Raw genomic sequence first — 18,921 nt, 5'->3', positions numbered from 1 at the left:
GACACTGGCTCGTCTTCGTTCGACCAAGGACTCAATAGTCTAGAGAACATCCCTGCCCCGGCTGAATTCAGCGGGTCAGGGATGCTTCCAGAGCCACTACCACTCCATGCCCTTTCGCGCACATACCGTATTGCCACGAGACTTCCGACCGGCGCTCACGCCGGCTGATCGGAAACGGGACCGTCTGCTCACCGTCGTCCTGTGCCTGATCTGCATGTTCAGTTGCATGGCCGCCTACGCCTTTGTCGATCAAACGCACGCGCTGGCACCAACAGATAACGAAGCTGCTGATGCGCGTGGGATCAATCCCCACCCCGTTCACTTGATGCTTCCGCCGGCTGAGCCACTGAGCGCCGTCGCACAGCTTGGCCGCCTGCTGTTTTTCGACCCGTCTCTGTCGGCCTCCGGACGACAGTCCTGCGCGTCCTGCCACAGCCCGAAGAATGGCTACAACCCGCCCAATGCCCTCACCATCCAGCCAGGCGGACCCGAGCTCAAGAACGTTGGGTACCGGCCACCGCCGTCGCTGGCGTATCTATACCGGCAACTGCCTTTCAGCATCGGACCGGATGCAGGTGATGTCGAGGCGCCCGTCAATTTGAATGCGCTGGCGGCTTCCGCCCTCAGCGATCCCAAGGCGAAGAAATCGGCCGGCACCGCGCCGACGGCGGTCGCCATGGTGCCCCAGGGCGGACTGTTCTGGGACGGCCGCGCCGATTCGTTGCAGCGTCAGGCCTATATCCCGATGCTCAACCCCGTGGAAATGGCGAATGCCAGCGAAGCCGACGTCGCCCGCAAGCTGGCGCACACTCGCTACCGGCAGTCTTTTGCGCAACTGTTCGGGCCCGCCATTCTCGATGACCCGGCGCAGCTGGTTTCCGAGGCCATGTTCGCCATCGGCCGGTTCGAGATCGAAGACCCATCGTTCCATCCGTTCACCAGCAAATACGACGCCTGGTTGCAGGGTCGCGCTCGACTGACACTGGCCGAGTTGCGCGGACTAAAGCTTTTCAACGATTCAACGAAAGCCAATTGCGCGGGCTGCCATCTGAGCCCCGTGAGCAGCGACGGTTTGCCACCGCTCTTCACCGACACCCAATACGAAGCTCTGGGTGTGCCTCGCAACGCCAGCCTGCCGTTCAACAAGAATCCGCTTTCGTTCGATCTGGGCCTATGCGGCCCGGTCAGAAAAGACCTTGCACATCAGACGCAATATTGCGGCATGTTCCTGACGCCGACCCTGCGCAACGTCGACCGGCGCTCGGTCTTCTTCCACAACGGCGTCTATCACACCTTGAAGCAGGTGCTGGACTTCTACAACCTGCGCGACACAGCGCCCGACAAGATCTATCCACACGATGCAAACGGCAAGTTGGCGCAGTACAACGATATCCCGTCGGTCTACCAAGGCAACATCGATACCACCGATGCCCCTTTCAATCGCCGTGTCGGCGACGCGCTCCCGATGACGGACCAGGACATTCGCGACATCATCGCGTTCCTGCACACGCTAGACGATGGCTATACCCCGTCGTCGAAACCAGCCTCGCTTGCTCAGCGACAGGCGGACTGAAAAATTGCGTCGGGCTGTCGATTTCCTGGCCGCACGAAGAAGATCGACAGCTTCACTTGGTCACAGCGCCGATCTGTTGCAGGAAAGTCAGGTTATCTTCCAAATGCCAGTTCTCGACGATGCGGCCATTCACGACGCGATAGATGTCGGTCGCGATGAAATCGACGGTCTGCCCATGACCCTGCATACCCTTGAACTGACCAGTAAAGTGGCCAGTGAAGTGCAGATGGGCGACGACCCTATCGCCCGCCACGATCATTTGTTCGACGCTGCACTGAATGTCGGGAACTGCTCCGCGAAACGCCTTCGATGCAGCGATGGGGCCGGCAACGCCCTGTGCGCGTCCAGGCGGCAATGTTTTGTCGATAAAGTTCGGATCCAGCGCCGCGCGCGCATGAGCCTCGTCGCCAGTGTTCCAGAACGTGTCATAGCGACGCGCGGCTAGAACCTGCGCGGATAGCTGCGCCTTCGGCAGACTCTGATCAACAATCAGGGTTTGGGGCTGAACCAAGTGGTCGGTTTCAGCGAAGCCCGGGGCTGCCGAGATGGCAAGCAGACAAACAACTACCCAGCGCGCCTTATCGAGGCCGTGCCGACAAAGGATGGCTAGCGACATATCACTCTCCAACTATCGGTGCAGACAACGCTGAATCTGCATCCGCGTAGGCCTCTGCAAGCCAGTAGCGGAAATGTTTCCGGCTTCGCGATGATCATCGCGGACTCCGAGTGTCACCGTGCTCTTCGTCGCATAAGTCACCCAGATGTCCCTTAGGCGTCGTTGTTTCGCGGATCATCCTGCGCAGCAACATAATCAAGTCCAAGCGGTCCGATAGCTGTCACCTGTGTGATGTACTCGCTGGATTTCGCCCAATGGAAGTGGGGCGTATCGCCGGGAAGAACGACGACGCTACCAGGCGGATAGGCTTCAAGCTTGTCGGGGTCGAACTGATCGCCCAGGCCCATGTAGAAAATGCCGGACATCACGGTGTAAACGCGATCTTCCGGGTGCCGGTGTGGCATCAGCTTCTCGCCGTGTGGCACCTTGACCCTGATCGTGTAGGGGCCGGCCTTTGAGGGCTGGCCGACAATAATTGCCAGACGAACCGAAGGCGGAAAAGCCGCGAAGGGTATCCAGTCGATATCTTCGGCGAGGACAGATCTGAAGACGTCCTGGCCCGGCTGATGAGATCGAACTGCGCCCAGCTGTGCTCCAATAACGACTGCTTTTTTCTTGTCTGGCATACCGAACCTCCTGCTAGGGGACGGTGATCGAACTATCCCATCGCTTTGCGCAAGCGGACTGGGCTTTTGCCGCAGGAATCGTTGAGCAATGTGCTGCCGTTTCCGCAGGCGGGACATTGCAGAACATTGACCTTAATGGCGCACTCATACAGTGCTCGTGAATGGAGGGTGGAAATTTGGTTTAACGATGACGTCGCTAACTCTCCGGAGTCCACCATCCAGCCGACAAAGCTTGGCGATATCTACTCATCGCGCCCGAACCCTTCAGTCGCATGATTGTCGGATGGTCATGTAGGGTAGGCAGGATCGGCGACTGGTGTTTAAGGACCTGCCGTGCGGCGGGTCTGCAATTCACCGGATCGCAAGTTCCAACGCCCTGGGTTTCCCTCGAAGGCGAGCTCAGATGACGAACGCTTTGGAGCATGGCATTGCTGACCGATTGCCTGGATATCGGAGTTCACGCACTGGGTTTGTGTCGAAGCATTTTACGCTTCGCTCGACGATCCAGTGCGACGACCGTGCCCTATGGCATATGGTTGCCGACCATAAAGTTGCCTAGGCTATTATCCCTTGCCCCCTCCCCAGCAAACACAAGTCTGACCATGCCTCACGGACCTGTCCGGCCTTAGGCATGGCTGATGGAAGTCAACGGTTATGTGGATCGTCAAAATCGCGCTGGAACGACCGCTCACGTTCATTGTTCTGGCGCTGCTGTTGTTGATACTCGGTCCGCTCGCCATTCTGCGAACGCCCACCGACATCTTCCCGAATATCGATATTCCGGTGGTTTCGGTGGTGTGGCAGTACACCGGCCTGCCTGCCGACGATATGAACAACCGCATCGTGACCGGCTTCGAACGATCGCTCACCACGACGGTCAACGATGTCGAACACACCGAAACGCAATCGTTGAACGGCGTTGGCCTGGTCAAGGTGTTCTTCCAGCCAAACGTCAAAATCGACATGGCGGTAGCACAGATCACCGCGATTTCGCAGACGGTGATCAAATCGATGCCGGCCGGCACGACGCCGCCGCTGGTGATCGTCTATAGCGCATCCAGTGTGCCGATCCTGCAGTTTGCGCTGTCATCGAAGGAGCTGTCCGAGTCGACCATCTTCGACGATGCCAACCAGATCGTGCGCACCTTTGTTACTGGCGTGCGCGGCGCCGCCACGCCCTATCCCTACGGCGGCAAACAACGTCAGATCCAGGTCGATCTGAACCCGCAGGCGCTGTTGGCGCACGGCCTGTCGCCGAGTGATGTGGTCACAGCCATTGGTCAGCAGAACTTGATCCTGCCGGCGGGCACCGAGAAAATCGGCGACCTCGAATACAGCGTGAAGTTGAACGGCAGTCCACAACAGATCGCCGACCTCAACAATGCGCCGATCCGCACTGTCAATGGCATCACGACTTATATCCGCGACGTTGCGCATGTCCACGACGGCTCGCCGCCGCAGACCAATATCGTGCGCGTGGATGGTCAGCGCGCGGTGCTGATGTCGATCCTGAAAATCGGCAATGCATCCACGCTGGACATCGTGGGTAGCTTGCGTGGCATGCTGCCGAAAATCCGCGCGGCCATACCTCCAAACCTTCAGATTCACGCATTGTCGGATCAGTCGCTGTTCGTGCGCGCGGCGATTTCAGGCGTGATTCGCGAAGGTGGGATCGCCGCTGCGCTCACCGGCTTGATGATCCTGCTGTTTCTGGGTTCGTGGCGCTCCACGTTGATCATCGCGATCTCCATTCCGCTGTCGATCCTGGCTTCAATCATCGCGCTGTCCGCGATGGGCGAAACGATCAACATCATGACGCTGGGTGGTCTCGCGCTGGCGGTCGGCATCCTGGTCGACGATGCCACCGTGACCATCGAGAACATCAATTCGCATCTGGAGGAAGGCAAGGAGGTCTACGAAGCGATCATGGAAGGCGCCCAGCAGATCGCCGTGCCGGCGCTGGTTTCCACGTTGTCGATTTGTATTGTGTTTGTGCCGATTTTCTTCCTCGGCGGCGTTGCCAAATACCTGTTCGCGCCGCTCGCTGAAGCGGTGGTGTTCGCGATGCTGGCTTCCTACGTGCTGTCGCGAACCCTGGTGCCGACACTGTCGCTGTACTGGCTGAAGAAGCACGGCCACGGAGAGCAGAACTCCCCCGGTCTTCTCGGACGTTTTCAGCTGGCCTTCGAACGACGCTTCGAGCGCATTCGCGATGGTTATCGCAATACGCTGGAAGTCGCGGAAAAGCATCGCGGACTGTTCGCGATATTGTTCTTCGGCGGCTGCGCACTATCGGTGGCGCTGCTGGTGCCGTGGCTGGGCCGCGACTTTTTCCCTTATGTCGATGGCGGCCAGATCAAGCTGCATTTCCGTGCTGAAACCGGATTGCGCATTGAGGAGACGGCGCGTCTGGCCGATGGCATCGAGGACGTGATCCGCCAGACCATCCCGAAGAACGAACTGGTCAACATTGTCGATACGCTTGGCCTGCCCTACAGCGGCATCAATCTGTCTTACAGCAATACCGGCGTGGTGGGCACGTCCGACGGCGACGTCTTCGTCAGCCTGGGTGAAGATCACCACCCGACCATTGACTACGTGCGCACACTTCGCCAGCGTCTGGCGCAACGCTACCCCGGCGTGACGTTCTCGTTCCTGCCGGCAGATATGGTCGGACAGATCCTCAACTTCGGTTCACCGGCGCCCATCGACGTGCAGGTCAGCGGACGCGATCCTGATGTCACCGCGAAGATTGCCAACGACCTCTATGGCCAGCTCAAGCGTGTGCCCGGTCTGGTCGACCTGCGCCTGCAGCAGGCGCTGAACCTGCCGCAAATCAACGTCAACGTTGACCGCACACGTGCCAGCCTGGTTGGCCTTACCCAGCAGGATGTAGCCAGCAATCTGCTGACGGCACTGGCGGGTTCATCGCAGGTCAGCCCCACCTATTGGGTCGACCCGAAAACAGGCATCAGCTATTCCATTGCAACGCAGGCACCGCAGTATCAACTCGACACTCTGCAGGCGCTGCAGACGCTGCCGATCACCAGCACCGGCGCCTCAACGCCAGCGGCGACCAGCAGCAGCGGCACGAGCGGCATGTCGAGCCAGATTCTGGAAAGCCTCGCCTCTTTCTCGCGCAGCGCGGGACCAGCCATCGTGACGCACTACAGCACCATCCCGACCATGGATCTGTATGCCGCGGTCGATCGTACCGACCTCGGCAGCGTAGCGGCCGACGTTCAGCGCATCGTCGATAACTACTCCAGGCACCTGCCCCGCGGCGTCGACATCAACGTACGTGGGCAGGTGCAGACCATGGCCGAGTCTTATCGTGGCTTGATCGGCGGACTGGCGTTTGCAATCGTGCTGGTCTATTTGCTGATTGTGGTCAATTTCCAGAGCTGGCTGGACCCGATGATCATCATCGCGGCGTTGCCCGCGGCACTCGCCGGTCTGGTCTGGATGCTGTTCCTCACCGGCACGCCGCTGTCGGTGCCGGCACTGATGGGCGCCATCATGTGCATGGGCGTTGCCACGGCCAACTCGATCCTGGTGATCAGCTTCGCGCGCGAGCGGCTGGATCATCACAACGATCCGGTAAGAGCCGCGATCGAGGCTGGCTTCGCACGTTTCCGTCCGGTGCTGATGACCGCCTTTGCGATGATTATCGGCATGGTGCCGATGGCGCTGGGCATGGGTGAGGGCGGCGAGCAGAATGCTCCACTCGGCCGTGCCGTGATCGGCGGCCTGTTGCTGGCGACGGCAGCCACATTGTTCTTCGTACCCACGTTTTTCAGTCTGATCCACCGTCGCCATACGGCGGATCATGACGCGGCTGCCGTTTGAGATCCTGACCATGCCCACACCGAACACATCGTCATCCCTTCCGCGGTCCAAGCCGTCGCATCGCGCAAGGTTCGTGCTCATCCTGCTCGGCATCGCGTTGCTGGCGCTCGGGGTGATCGGGGTGATCGAACGCATGCACGCACGCCACGTGCTGACCGAAGACACGGATCGCAATGCCGTCCCGACCGTCAGCACGCTGACTGCACAGCCTGCGCCCACCGATCAATCCCTGATCCTGCCCGGCACCGTCAAATCCTGGCAGGACGCCCAGATCTATGCCCGCACCACGGGCTATGTGAACAAGTGGTACGTAGACATCGGAACGAAGGTGAAACAGGGTCAGCCCCTGGCTGAGCTGGACACCCCTGACGTCGACAACGAACTCAAGCAGGGCCAGGCGCAGATGCGCAGCGACCAGGCTAATGAGAACCTGGCAAAGGTCACCTCCGATCGCTATCAAAAACTGGTAGGGCAAGGTCTGGTGGCCGTTCAGACGGCTGATCAGTTTGCTGCCCAGTTGAACGCAGACGTCGCGACGGTGGAAGCGGACCGCGCCAATGTCGCCAAGCTCCAGAACATGGAGCAGTTCAAACACATTGTTGCGCCGTTCGATGGCGTCATCACCCAGCGCAACCTGGACGTGGGTGCACTGGTCGATGCGGGCTCGACCGGCAGCAATCTGTTTGTGATCGCCGACACCAGCAAGCTGCGTGTATTCGTCGATGTGCCTGAAAGCTCGGCGAGCGGTGTGCATATCGGCATGCCGGCTGACGTGACTTTGAGCAGCTACGGCGCCAAGCCTTTCAGCGGCACTGTCGCCCGCACGTCGGACGCCCTCGATTCGAGCACCCGTACCCTGCGCACCGAGATCGATGTAGACAATACGGGCCAGACACTGGTACCGGGGGTCTACGCCAACGTCAAGCTGGCACTGGCTACGGCCGCGCACAATTTCATCGTGCCAGCCAACACCCTGCTGTTTCGCAGTGAGGGCCTACGCATTGCGTTGGTCGATGCACAGCAGCGTGTTCACCTGCAGACGGTAACGCTGGGCCGCGATTTCGGCAACACGGTCGAAGTAACCGAAGGCCTGGAAGCCAACGCACACATCATCATCAACCCGGCCGACTCGCTGTATGAGGGCGAACAGGTAAACATCGCCAAGCGCGACAAGTAATTCCACCCATTCGAGGCTTGATGTCCGCCACGGAGCCTTTGCGCAGGTTGGACATGCATTTTCGTGGTTCATCACCTCGCTGGTGAAGCGCACGGATCACATGGGTCGTGCCGTTCTTGCCGTGTCGTTGCGCGGGCGGGACGCAGTGCGCAAAACCCGTATCGACGGTGGCCAGGCGCTACTGGCAAAGCCGGGCTTGCCACGCCGGCACGGCACCTTCATGCTATGAAAACATCTGGCTGGCGTATCTTCCAACGCACCCTGCTTCATGGCCACGGGCCCGGTTTCTTCGTGATTACAGGATTGCTTGCCCATGAGTGTCGCCAGTCCCGCCGAGCGCGATGAGCTGAATCGGCTGTTGATGCAGACCGGTCGCAATGACCAGAAGGCATTTGCCGAGCTCTACAAGCGCACCTCGTCCAAGCTGTTTGGCGTATGTCTGCGCATGCTGCATGACCGTGGCGAGGCAGAAGAAGTCCTGCAGGAGACCTACACCACGGTCTGGCGCCGTGCCGCGAGCTTCGATGCGGCGAAAGCAAGTGCGATCACCTGGCTGATCACGCTGTCACGCAACAAGGCGATCGACCGTTTGCGCCAGCACCGGGAAGAACTGCTGGATGACCCGTCCAGGCTGGATGAAACTGTAGACGACCAGCCCACGCCGGCCGCGGACGCCGAGACCAGTCAGGAATATCGACGCCTGCAGGTTTGTCTCGATGAACTGGAACCCCAACAACGTGATTCGGTTCGTGAAGCCTTTTTCACCGGAGCTACGTATAACGAATTGGCGACACGCTGCATGGTGCCGCTCGGAACCATGAAAAGCTGGATCCGCCGTAGCCTGATGCAACTTCGCACGTGCCTCGATCAATGAACACACCAGCCGACGACGGCAACAACAATCTGCGCTACGCCGAGTACGTGCTGGGCGTGCTCGATGCCGACGCGCGCGCCGCGGTCGCCCATGAAATCGAGACCACGGGCGAGGCCGCGACGGCGGTTGCGTTATGGCAGCGGCGCCTGATGCCTTTGGCTGATCAAATCGCCGACGTCGCGCCAGCGCCCTACGTCTGGGCGCGGATTCACGACGCGCTGCAGCTGGATGCACCGGCCAGGATCCAGCCACGCAAGGGGCTTTGGGACAACCTGCAGCTATGGCATTGGCTTGGCATCGGTGCCAGTGTCGTGGCCGCCGCGTTGATAGTCGTGGTCTCCCTGCCCCACCTGGCACCCACACCCACGGTGGTCAGCGCCGGTTACATGGCTTCCACCATCCAGCAGGACAATGGCGTCACCGGCTGGACTGCCACCATGGACTTGCAGCACGCGCGGATGGTCGTGGTGCCGGCAACACCGGTCGCCTTCGCGCAAGGGCGTGCTCCCGAGCTTTGGCTGATTCCGTCCGGGCAAAAGCCCATCGCGGTGGGCATGATTGCGCGCGACAAACCCACCACCCTGGCCTTGGATCCCACCCTGCTCGCGCAGCTCGGCCCAACCGCCGCACTTGCCGTCTCGGTCGAACCGATCGGTGGTTCGCCAACCGGTCAGCCTACCGGCGCGGTCATCGCCAAGGGTGTGATCAGCGGTGCGCCTGATGCGGGGGACCACACGAGCAAGGTCGCGAGTGCCTACCATCGGAACGCCGGGCAGACGTCGGCGTAGTCCGGTCATGATGCTTCCATCATGACCACGGCCGTGGTGTTGTTTCGCCGGGATCTGCGCCTCGCCGACAATCCTGCACTGGTGGCCGCCTGCGCCCGGCATACGCGCATCCTGCCGGTGTTCATCCACACCCCTCACGAGCAAGCGGCCAAGCAGGATGCTCCATGGCCCGCGGGGGCGGCCAGTCGCTGGTGGCTGCATCACTCGCTGGCCTCGCTCCAGGCCCAACTGCATGAGCGTCAAGCCGCCCTGCATCTAGTTCAGGGCGACAGCCTGCCGGTCTTGCTGGAGCTGATCAAGCAGACCGGCGCGCAAGCCGTGTACTGGAACCGCCTGTACGAGCCGGCGGCCATCGCACATGACACGCGGATCAAAACGGCACTGCGCGAACACGGCATCGAGGTGCACAGTCACGCCGCCGCGCTATGGTCGGAGCCTTGGCAGATCAGTACCCAGCAAGGCGAGCCGTATCGCGTATTCACGCCCTACTGGCGCAATCTCCGAGCCCGCGTGAATGCGACCGCGCCGTTGCCGGAGCCCGCGGCGGCTGATTGGCTGACACTACCTGGCAGTCTGCCGCTGGCCGCCTTGGGTCTGCTTCCGCGCATCGACTGGGACAGCGGACTTAACGAAACCTGGCAACCCGGCGAACAAGGCGCCCAGGAGATGCTGGAACTGTTCTGCGACGACGCCATCAGCGATTACGCGCATGCGCGCGACCTGCCTGCGCGGCACGGCACGTCACGACTGTCACCCCATCTGCATTTCGGGGAAATTTCGCCGAGGCAGATCCACTTCGCCCTGCACGAACACTCGCAACGCGTGGATACGCGACAGTGCGCAGACATCGAGCCTTATCTGCGCGAGCTGGGCTGGCGCGAATTTGCCCATCATCTGCTCTATCACTTCCCGCACACGCCCACTGAAAACTTCAATCCGCGCTTCGAAAGTTTCCCGTGGGCCCCGCCCGATGAAGTGCGACTCGAACGCTGGCAGCAGGGTCGCACTGGCATTCCACTGGTCGACGCCGGCATGCGCGAGCTATGGCATACCGGCTGGATGCACAATCGCGTGCGCATGATCGTCGCCAGTTTCCTGACCAAGAACCTGCGCCAGCACTGGCTCCATGGCGCGCGCTGGTTCTGGGACACGCTGGTCGACGCGGATCTCGCCAACAACACGCTAGGCTGGCAGTGGGTGGCCGGCTCTGGTGCCGATGCTGCACCCTATTTCCGGGTGTTCAACCCGGTCACCCAGGCGAAAAAATTCGACCCCCAGGGCATCTATCTCAGGCGCTGGCTGCCCGAACTGGCAGATGCACCGCTGGATCTACTGCACGAACCCTGGAAGGATTCGTCACTACTGACCCGCAGCGGTTACCCGGCGCCAATGATTGATGTTGCCGGGTCTCGCCAGGATGCGCTGACCGCGTATCAGAGTTTGCGCAACCGTTGATCCAGCTCTCGCTGGAGCGCAGACAGTCTTCACGTTGATATCAGAGTGGCAGACCTCCGCACCTGGGGAGGTCTGCCACCAATACCGCTTTGAGCAGCCCGATCGGTCATCCAGTCCTGACTAACTTACCAGCCCACACCTAGGCCAACACCACCCGAACTCTCGCCGCCACCGCTGATCGCCGCACCAAATGTAAGATTGGCTTTCGGGGTGATCTGGTGCGAATAGCCCACCGACATTGCGGCCTGCCCACCGTAGCCGCCAACGCCCATACCCAGTCGGTTTGGCGTGTTGATGCCCTGAGTACTGAACGCCATCTGCGACATCGCCGCACCCATGGCCCCGACGCGGTCAAGGCGCTGGTTAACTCCATAGAGCTGCTGGCTGACTTGATTACGCAACGTATTGAGGTCGTTGGTGCTGGCGAAATTACCCAACTTCTGGTCCGTATACGCATTGGCGGACTGCAAGGTGGTCTTGTCGCCAGCGTCGGTATACGTCTTGGCAGTAACCAGCGCAGCCTGCACCTGGCCGTAGTTTGCCGCATCGGTAACCTGGGTGCCGGCCGCCACGTTAGTGACCTGGCGCTGGGCGCCCGAGTTGCCCACTGACACCGTATTGGCACGGTTGGCTACCGAGCCTTGACCCAACGCAACTGCACCGGTCGCCGTCACCGAACTGCCCTGCCCCAGCGCAGTGCCCGAAGCAGCGGTTACCGAGGCACCTTCACCCACTGCTGCTGCGTTGGTCGCGGCTACCGCAATGCTGGTATTCGCACCGACCGCCGTACTGCCGTCGGCCTTCACCTTGGCGTTGCCGCCGATGGCCGTGTCGTTGCGGCCGGCCGCGTAGCTATCGCCGCCCACCGCGGTGCCGTGATCGCCGCCCACGGAGGCTCCGGAACCCAGCGCCACGCCCTTGGAACCAGTCGCCACGTTCGCCTTATCGCTGCCGTCGCTGGCACCGCCCGCCACGATGCGACCACCGTTGGGATCCACCACTACGTTGTGCGGAGCTTGCTGCAGGGCAGTCACATCATTGCGGAGCGAGATGATGTTATTCACCGCACCAGTCAGGACACCGTTCAATGCCCTCAGCGCATCGCCCACATTGCTGTAGCGACTGCCCTGGATCACAAAGTTCGGTAGGGCCGAGCCGCCACTGGCAGTCAGGCCAGCACCACCACCCATCGCGGCGTACACACCGGCAACCTGACCCACCGTTGCCGCGTCGGTCGACTCGCCGCCGGCCTGCACATTGCTGATCCGCGTTCCGTGAGTGCCAGCTAGAGTGGCTTGGCCCTTACTACTGTCGTCGTATTTCACCGCGTTGGTCAACTCGCCTCCGGAGCTGCCGGCAGTGGCGATCGCGGTATCGAGCTGGCGCTTGTTTATGGCATCCGTAGCCTGGCTGCCATCTGCGACGTTGGTGATTTGCCGTTCGCCCCCGACGCTACCCACCGACACCGTATTGTCGCGATCAGCCACGGACCTCGCGCCCAGCGCCACGCTATTGGAGCCACTGGCCATACTGCCGTAGCCCAGCGACGTACTGAACAGATTGGTCACGTTCGCTCCGGCACCCACCGCCGTCGCACCGTCTTTAAAGGCGAAGCTGCCTGAGCCCAACGCCGTGCTGTTGACACCTTCGGCGTCCGAGCCTGCGCCGTAGGCCGCACTGTGGTCACCCACCGCGAAGCTGTTCGCACCCGCCGCCACCGAATGCGTGCCCAACGCCAAGGCGTCCTCGCTGCCATCGGTCACACCGTCCGCGGCAAACAGGTGAGACGCCTGCGACGTAGACTTCGCCACGGCATCCAGCTGGCCCTTGTTCACCGCATCGGTTGCTTCGGTGCCAGCGGCGACGTTGGTGATCTGACGCTCATCACCGGCACCTCCTACTGAGACTGTGTTAGCGCGCTTACTGAACGAGTGTGCGCCGATGGCGATGGAGTTGTCCCCCAATGCCCAGGCATCAGCACCAAGGGCAGTGCCGCCATTGCTGGACGCCATACTGTTCGCCCCCACCGAGGTGGTGTTCTCGCCATGCGCAGTGCTGTTCCCGCCAATCGACGTGGCGTAATCGCCATACGCGTCTGAAGCGAAGCCTAGCGAAGTCGACAATATGCCGATGCTTCTCGCCTCACCGCCGACCGCCGTGCTATTGACGTCAGCCGCAAACGAACTCCAGCCAAGCGAAGTCGCGAAATCGCTCGATGCCACGGCACCCGCACCGAAGGCCGATGCGCCAAGACCTTTCGCTTCTGCCACAGAAACCGAGCCGTCCAACATCAAGTTGCCACCACCCACAGCGACACTTTCAGTACCCACCGCTTGTGCGGCTTGACCCACCGCCAGCGATCGGTCGCCCGAGGCGACACTGTTGTAGCCGGTCGCCGTTGCACCGTTTGCCGTTGCCGCCGCGCCGCTACCGAAAGCCGACGCGCCTGTTGCGCTGGCGAGGCTGCTATAGCCAACAGCCGTGGCGTAGTCATTAGCTGCCACGGCAGTCCAGCCCAGCGCGGATGAACCGGTACCGTTCGCGAAACTGTGCGCACCCATCGCGGTGCTGTTGAGGCCCTCTGCATCGGAAGACGCGCCGTATGCGGAACTCTCTACACCGACCGCGAAACTGCTCGCACCCGCCGCCACCGAATGTGTGCCCAACGCCAAGGCATCCTCACTGCCATCGGTTGCACCCTCAGCGACGAATAGGTGCGTCGATGAAACGGCATCCAGCTGAGCCTTGTTCACCGCGTCCGTTGTCTGTGTGCCAGGGGCGACATTGGTGATCTGACGCTCGTGGCCGGCGTAGCCTATCGACATCGTGTTGGCACGGTTGGCCAGTGAGCCAGAGCCAATGGCAATGGCGTTGAGCGCGTCAGCAGTGACGCGGCTACCTACGCCGAGCGCGACGCCACCATAGGCCTCGACGAGGCTGGCGTAGCCTAAACCAACGCCATAGTCGGCGAACACATTGGTGCGTGCGCCGATGGCGATGGCATAGTCGTTCTTGGCGTGACTCGACGTACCTTCGGCCAGGCTGTAACGTCCTTCGGCAGTGGCAATGGTGCCAAGCGCTACCGCGCCGTAAGCCGGAGAAGTCGTTACGGCGCCGGGGCCGATCGCGGTAGAAGCCAGCCCATTCGCTGTGGTGGCGACCAGGTGTCCGGTCGGGCGACCGTTAACAACGCCGCCCGCATCCACCAAGGAACCGAACGCGACGCTGAAGTCGCCATTTGCAGCACTGCCGGCACCAAGCGCCGAGGCCGCGTTTCCAACCGCCTGAGCACGGGCTCCGAGCGCGGTGCCGTAGTCCCCGGATGCATTGGCCCGTGCGCCTACTGCAGTGGATTGCTGCCCTGTCGCAAAAGCGCCGACGCCGAACGCCGCAGCGCCAAAACTACTTGCCTGTGCGCTGGCGCCCACTGCCGTACCACCCACACCGGCACTGGTCGCGGCGGTATCTATCGGGTCCCCGTTGGCATCTCCAAGTAGTGCGTTGCCATTCGCATCCACAGCATTGCCGCCGATAGCGACACCAGCAGGACCGGTTGCCTGGGCACCGGCGCCGTAAGCGGCGCTGTTCTGCCCACTCGCTACCGCGCCATGGCCGGTTGCCGTGGCATGGCTTGCGGTCGCGGACGCACCGCTTCCGAAAGCGGACGCACCTATCGCGTCAGCGAAGCTGTTGTAGCCCGCGGCCGTGGCGTAGTCATGGGTCGCCTGCGCCTTCCACCCAAACGCCGATGAACCGGTACCGAAGGCAAAACTGTGCGCACCGATCGCCATGCTGTTGTTTCCCTCCGCATCGGAATAGCTGCCGAATGCGGAACTCTCGTCGCCCACTGCGAAGCTGCTCGCACCGGCCGCCACCGAATGCGTACCAAGCGCAAGTGAGTCACTGCCCAGGGCCAGGGAATTGTCGCCTTCCGCGCCCGCCTGGTAGCCCACGGACACGCTCCGCACACCGTCCGCTGTCGCATTGACACCCATCGCCTGCGCTTGGTTCTTGCTGGCGGTTGATGAGGCGCCAAAGGCGATGGAATCACTTATATCCGCACTACCGGGCGTGCGATTGCCGGCCGTCGCAGCATTGCCGATAGCCATGTTGCGAGTGCCATTTCCGCTGCCCGCCCAGGCCTTGGCGCCTATCGCCTGGTCGTTAGTAAACGCGGCGACCGCGCCATGGCCAATGCCGATGCTGTCCGTGCCCCAAGCCACACTGGAGTTGCCGATAGCTACCGCGTCGGTTGTACCCAGGTTGAGTCCATTGGCCAGACTCTTGAGGCCTATGGCCACGCTTCCATCACCGTTCGCATGCGCCTGGAAACCGATGGCCGATGCACCGCCCAGGTCGCTTGCATTGAGTGAGTTGGTACCACTGGCATACGCCCCGGTGCCAAGTGCTGTGCTGTTGTTGGCCCACGCGTACGCGCTTTTGCCCAAGGCCACGCTGTTGGTGCCCAGCGAAGTCGCAGACATGCCAATTGCCAGCGATCCGGGGCCTACCGAATAGCTCTTGGTGCCGAGCGCCATGGAGTCATCGCCATAGCCGATGGCCGATTTGCCAATCGCGATGGCATCCTTGCTCAGCTGCGCCACACCTGCACCAAAGCCCAAAGCCACCCCGTATTGGGCGCCCGAGTAAGCAATCGCACCGTTACCGATGACGACGCTGTTGCTCGACCCGATCGTTGTGCCCGTCGTGGTGTCGTCGGTGGCCGAGGCACCTTGACCGATCACGATCGCGCCAGTCGACGCCGCGCCGGTGTACGAATTTCCGCTGCCGAATACGATGCTATTCGCGCCCTGGGCCCTTACGCCCTGACCAATGGCTACGGCATTGTTGCCGATGGCCTGAGCACCATTACCTTCCGCAATCGTGTTGTTGCCGCTGGCCAGTGCCGCCGGACCTACCGCCAGCGCGTTGGTACCCGTCGCGGAGGCATCGGTGAGCGTGGACTTGGTGTGGAAGTACTTGGTGCCATTTGCGTTGATACCGCCGGCGTACACGTCCAGCGCGCTGAGTGCGCTACCTGCATCATGGTATGTATTGGTGCCGCCCGCGCTCGGCAAGGTGTAGCTCGGCGTGGTCCACGCACCCGTGGTTGAGTTATAGCCAGCACCGCCGCCTAACGCACTGGCTGCACCCTGACCGACGGCTGCCAGATCCACGTCCACTGAATTCAATCGCGGGCCATTCAAAGTATCGGTGCTGGTGATGTCGAGAGGGCCGCTGGCCACGTTGTTCGTGCCGCTATTGGCATCATTGAACTGAAGATAATGGATAGTCCCTGCGATGCCTCCAACGGATACATGCTGTTGACTCTTGTTCACCGCGTTTGTGGTCAACCAGCGTGCCGTCGTCGTATCCGTCGACTTGCCGAAAGCATCCGTAGCCACTGCCGGGCCAGCGCCTAGCGCCATGACGACACCCGCAGCCGCGGTCGCGGCTCTGAGACGTTTCGATGCGGCGCCCTTGCCACTGGCATTGGCGAACTCCGATGCAACCACGAGCATGCCCAGCGACTTGTTCCATACCTTGCTGTAGATTTTGTTCAAGACACATCTCCCTATGCGTAATTACGAATTCGGCCCGCACCCGCCGTACTCAGCGTGTGTCGAAGGACATGATTTGTATCTGTAGGTCAGTCAGGTCTTTCAGACGCACGTATCCGTCGCACGTCCTGAAAACCGGTGTGTGCGGGACTTGAAGTTGCGAACTTCAATCGCGGCCCTTCGGCGTCGCGGCATTGAGTCGGCCGTGGCGTGGAGGACTCCGACCTGGAGGGCGGAGTCCTCGGTTTGCCTGCTATCAACTCGGTGTTTACTTCGGTGCGGTGAACGTGCCGAGCACCGTCACGCCACTGTACGCGGAGTCGCCCACCAAGGTGACGTAGTAGCTGGCAACCCGCGGGCGCGAGATCGCCACTGATTTACTCGTTCCGGAACTCGATGCCGATTTGAAGTCGTAGTTGGTAGCGCTACCCACGGAACCCACCTTGACGTAGAGAGATACGTTGCCACTGCCTCCTAACGTGCGCAGGGTCAGTGCGAGCGCCCCGGCTGGAACATCCAGCTTGTAGACCGTACTGGCGCCGACTGATCCCGACTGGCCAGCCACCATGATGCCGCTGGTGAGCACAGTGGAACTGTCCGGGACCGGTGGTGGGGGGACGTCAGTGCCAAAGGTCGCTGCCGCCGCTACAGCAGCGCCTGCATCGAGAATGCCTGCACCAAATGTCTTTGACGGATCCGGGGTAACTTTTGGTACTCGCGCTGTACTCTTCAGGATGCTGAGTACCTGGGCAGGCGTCAGCAGCGGCAAGCCTGCGCCAACTCGGGCGCTCTGCATCAATGCAACAGCGCCGGTAACGTGCGGGGCGGCCTGCGAAGTGCCCGCCATGCCGCCGTAGGTATCGCCACCAGGGCTGGCCGCCGGTGCCGTTGCGCTGTTATTCAGGGCTTGCCAGGCAAAACCTTCCGGGTTCAACTGGGTCCCCGATTCGCCATCATTGACGTTGACACCGCCGCCAAACGCGCTCAAGGCCACGATACTTTCCTTGGGGCCATTGTAATTTGAATAGTACGCAAGCTTGCTGGTGACGCCAGTCGAAGCCACCGTGATCGCACCGGGGCAGCTGGCCGGGGAGCTGCCGACGACATCCTCGCCGCTGTTACCGGCAGCGACCACGACCACGGCACCCAAGGCATTCGCCTTGGCAATGGCAATAGCAGGATCGTCCTTGGCTGTGCACGTACTCGGCCCCCCAAGACTGAGATTGATCACTTGCGCCGGGTTCGGGTTGTCGGGGATGCCTTCCACGTGACCACCCGCGGCCCACACGATGGCGTCGTCGATGTCACTGTCAGTGCCTCCGCAGTGGCCCAGTACGCGGACCGGAATCACCTTGGCGTTATACGCAATGCCCGCCATACCAACCCCATTGTTGGTCAACTCGGCACCACTGGCGCTGGCCACATGGGTGCCGTGCCAGGAGCTATCGTGGCCGCCACTGCCCGGATTAATGCAACCACCGTTGGTGGTCGTGTATCGATCGCCCGTCGTCCAGTCACCCAGATCCCAACCACCCGGCGCGCGGCCGGCTGATGTGCGACCAGAGACCAGAGCATCGCTGGTGAAGTCGTAGCCAGCATCCGCCATCGAGGTATTTACATCAGCATGCTTGACGATGCCGGTATCCAGCACCGCGATGGTCGCGCCTTTGCCATCGGCAAGGTTCCAGGCTCCGACGATATTGACGCCGCCGTAGTTGGCCACCTTGTTCTTCGCTGTAGGGGCACCGTTCCCTGCCAGATAGTCAGTCTGATAGGTGGCAAAGTTGGGATCGTTCGGCATGAACGCCGTCGTGATGGCATTGGGCGAGTTGGTATCCAACACGGCTTGCCGGAGCACGTCCGGGGCGACGTGTTCTACGGCCGGGTCGGCCGCGATGGACTGGATGAATGCCGCCGCCTCTGCCTGATTCAGCTTGCGTGAGGTGGTCACCAGCTCAGCGCCGGTCGCCAGCTTGCGCTTGTAGTTCACGCGCGGTGCGTTGCCCAAGCGAGCACGTGCGGCGGCAGCGCTAATATTCTGCACGGCAGCCGTCTGGCTTCCCTGCTCAGTCGATCCCACGCGATACCTGATGATGAAGCGATCGTAGCTGCCGTCAGTGCGCAAGGAACTGACATTGAAGTTTGCTGCGGCTACGGAGGGCGTGGGTATCGCCTGCGTGATACTGCCAGCGAAGGCTGACGAAGAAAGAGCCATTCCGATCGATGCCACCAGCACCGACTTGATCCCTGAACTGTTCATCATTGCAACGATCTCCATGTTTTGATGATTGGCGTTCCATGGCGATGTCCATGAAACCCTTCCTGCGGAACTTCCCGTTCCATGCTTTGACGCCGATCGATATCCCGTCCCGCGGTTGCGTACGAACAGTCCTTCGAAACGT

11 protein-coding genes are annotated in these 18,921 nt (G+C 61.5%); 7 read left to right on the top strand and 4 right to left on the bottom strand.

Annotated features, from left to right (window positions below; all coding sequences use genetic code 11):
* The first annotated feature begins 226 nt into the window (after nt 1-226).
* The gene (locus HDE77_RS14095) at nt 227-1,573 is read left to right on the top strand and encodes a cytochrome c peroxidase (RefSeq protein ID WP_255482724.1); all 1,347 of its coding nucleotides are present in this window, start codon (nt 227-229) and stop codon (nt 1,571-1,573) included.
* Between the two features lie 52 nt (nt 1,574-1,625).
* Here the strand turns inward: HDE77_RS14095 and HDE77_RS14090 are convergent, their stop codons facing one another.
* Together HDE77_RS14090 and HDE77_RS14085 are read right to left on the bottom strand one after the other, a co-directional pair.
* Complete coding sequence (locus HDE77_RS14090) at nt 1,626-2,189, bottom strand: ester cyclase (protein WP_184418178.1); 564 nt, start codon at nt 2,187-2,189, stop codon at nt 1,626-1,628.
* Nucleotides 2,190-2,341: 152 nt separating this feature from the next.
* The gene (locus HDE77_RS14085) at nt 2,342-2,815 is read right to left on the bottom strand and encodes a cupin domain-containing protein (RefSeq protein ID WP_221444288.1); all 474 of its coding nucleotides are present in this window, start codon (nt 2,813-2,815) and stop codon (nt 2,342-2,344) included.
* Nucleotides 2,816-3,469: 654 nt separating this feature from the next.
* On the opposite strand from HDE77_RS14085, the gene HDE77_RS14080 reads away from it, so the two are divergent.
* The 6 genes from HDE77_RS14080 (at nt 3,470) to HDE77_RS14060 (ending at nt 10,958) form a co-directional block, all read left to right on the top strand.
* Complete coding sequence (locus HDE77_RS14080) at nt 3,470-6,664, top strand: efflux RND transporter permease subunit (protein ID WP_184418176.1); 3,195 nt, start codon at nt 3,470-3,472, stop codon at nt 6,662-6,664.
* Between the two features lie 73 nt (nt 6,665-6,737).
* Nucleotides 6,738-7,841 carry an efflux RND transporter periplasmic adaptor subunit gene (locus HDE77_RS14075; RefSeq protein ID WP_184418174.1) on the top strand — a complete coding sequence of 368 codons (1,104 nt, stop codon included), beginning with the start codon at nt 6,738-6,740 and terminating at the stop codon, nt 7,839-7,841.
* A 100-nt stretch (nt 7,842-7,941) separates the two neighbouring features.
* Nucleotides 7,942-8,070 (top strand): hypothetical protein, encoded by a 129-nt coding sequence (locus HDE77_RS20550; protein WP_255482723.1) that lies wholly within the window; start codon nt 7,942-7,944, stop codon nt 8,068-8,070.
* 84 nt (nt 8,071-8,154) lie between these two features.
* On the top strand, nt 8,155-8,715 hold the full coding sequence (locus HDE77_RS14070) for a sigma-70 family RNA polymerase sigma factor (RefSeq protein WP_184418172.1): 561 nt from the start codon (nt 8,155-8,157) through the stop codon (nt 8,713-8,715).
* On the top strand, nt 8,712-9,503 hold the full coding sequence (locus tag HDE77_RS14065) for an anti-sigma factor (protein WP_184418170.1): 792 nt from the start codon (nt 8,712-8,714) through the stop codon (nt 9,501-9,503). Before HDE77_RS14070 ends, HDE77_RS14065 begins: the two co-directional genes overlap by 4 nt.
* A 21-nt stretch (nt 9,504-9,524) precedes the next feature.
* Nucleotides 9,525-10,958, top strand: a complete 1,434-nt coding sequence (locus HDE77_RS14060) for a deoxyribodipyrimidine photo-lyase (protein ID WP_184418168.1) — start codon at nt 9,525-9,527, stop codon at nt 10,956-10,958.
* A gap of 125 nt (nt 10,959-11,083) precedes the next feature.
* On the opposite strand, the gene HDE77_RS20320 is transcribed toward HDE77_RS14060, so the two are convergent.
* Nucleotides 11,084-16,522 (bottom strand): ESPR-type extended signal peptide-containing protein, encoded by a 5,439-nt coding sequence (locus HDE77_RS20320; protein ID WP_221444287.1) that lies wholly within the window; start codon nt 16,520-16,522, stop codon nt 11,084-11,086.
* A 265-nt stretch (nt 16,523-16,787) separates the two neighbouring features.
* The gene (locus tag HDE77_RS14005) at nt 16,788-18,782 is read right to left on the bottom strand and encodes a S8 family serine peptidase (RefSeq protein WP_255482722.1); all 1,995 of its coding nucleotides are present in this window, start codon (nt 18,780-18,782) and stop codon (nt 16,788-16,790) included.
* Nucleotides 18,783-18,921: the final 139 nt, after the last annotated feature.

The organism is Rhodanobacter sp. MP7CTX1, from assembly GCF_014205795.1.
Taxonomy (GTDB): domain Bacteria; phylum Pseudomonadota; class Gammaproteobacteria; order Xanthomonadales; family Rhodanobacteraceae; genus Rhodanobacter.
The sequence above is the reverse complement of the archived record's forward strand: the minus strand, read 5'-3'. Positions and strand labels throughout refer to the sequence as shown.

Coding starts and splice junctions, on each gene's coding strand:
- HDE77_RS14090 (WP_184418178.1), bottom strand. CDS start 2,189: ATGTCGCTAGCCATCCTTTGTCGGCACGGCCTCGATAAGGCGCGCTGG.
- HDE77_RS14080 (WP_184418176.1), top strand. CDS start 3,470: ATGTGGATCGTCAAAATCGCGCTGGAACGACCGCTCACGTTCATTGTT.
- HDE77_RS14070 (WP_184418172.1), top strand. CDS start 8,155: ATGAGTGTCGCCAGTCCCGCCGAGCGCGATGAGCTGAATCGGCTGTTG.
- HDE77_RS20550 (WP_255482723.1), top strand. CDS start 7,942: ATGGGTCGTGCCGTTCTTGCCGTGTCGTTGCGCGGGCGGGACGCAGTG.
- HDE77_RS14065 (WP_184418170.1), top strand. CDS start 8,712: ATGAACACACCAGCCGACGACGGCAACAACAATCTGCGCTACGCCGAG.
- HDE77_RS14085 (WP_221444288.1), bottom strand. CDS start 2,815: ATGCCAGACAAGAAAAAAGCAGTCGTTATTGGAGCACAGCTGGGCGCA.
- HDE77_RS14095 (WP_255482724.1), top strand. CDS start 227: ATGGCCGCCTACGCCTTTGTCGATCAAACGCACGCGCTGGCACCAACA.
- HDE77_RS14005 (WP_255482722.1), bottom strand. CDS start 18,782: ATGATGAACAGTTCAGGGATCAAGTCGGTGCTGGTGGCATCGATCGGA.
- HDE77_RS14060 (WP_184418168.1), top strand. CDS start 9,525: ATGACCACGGCCGTGGTGTTGTTTCGCCGGGATCTGCGCCTCGCCGAC.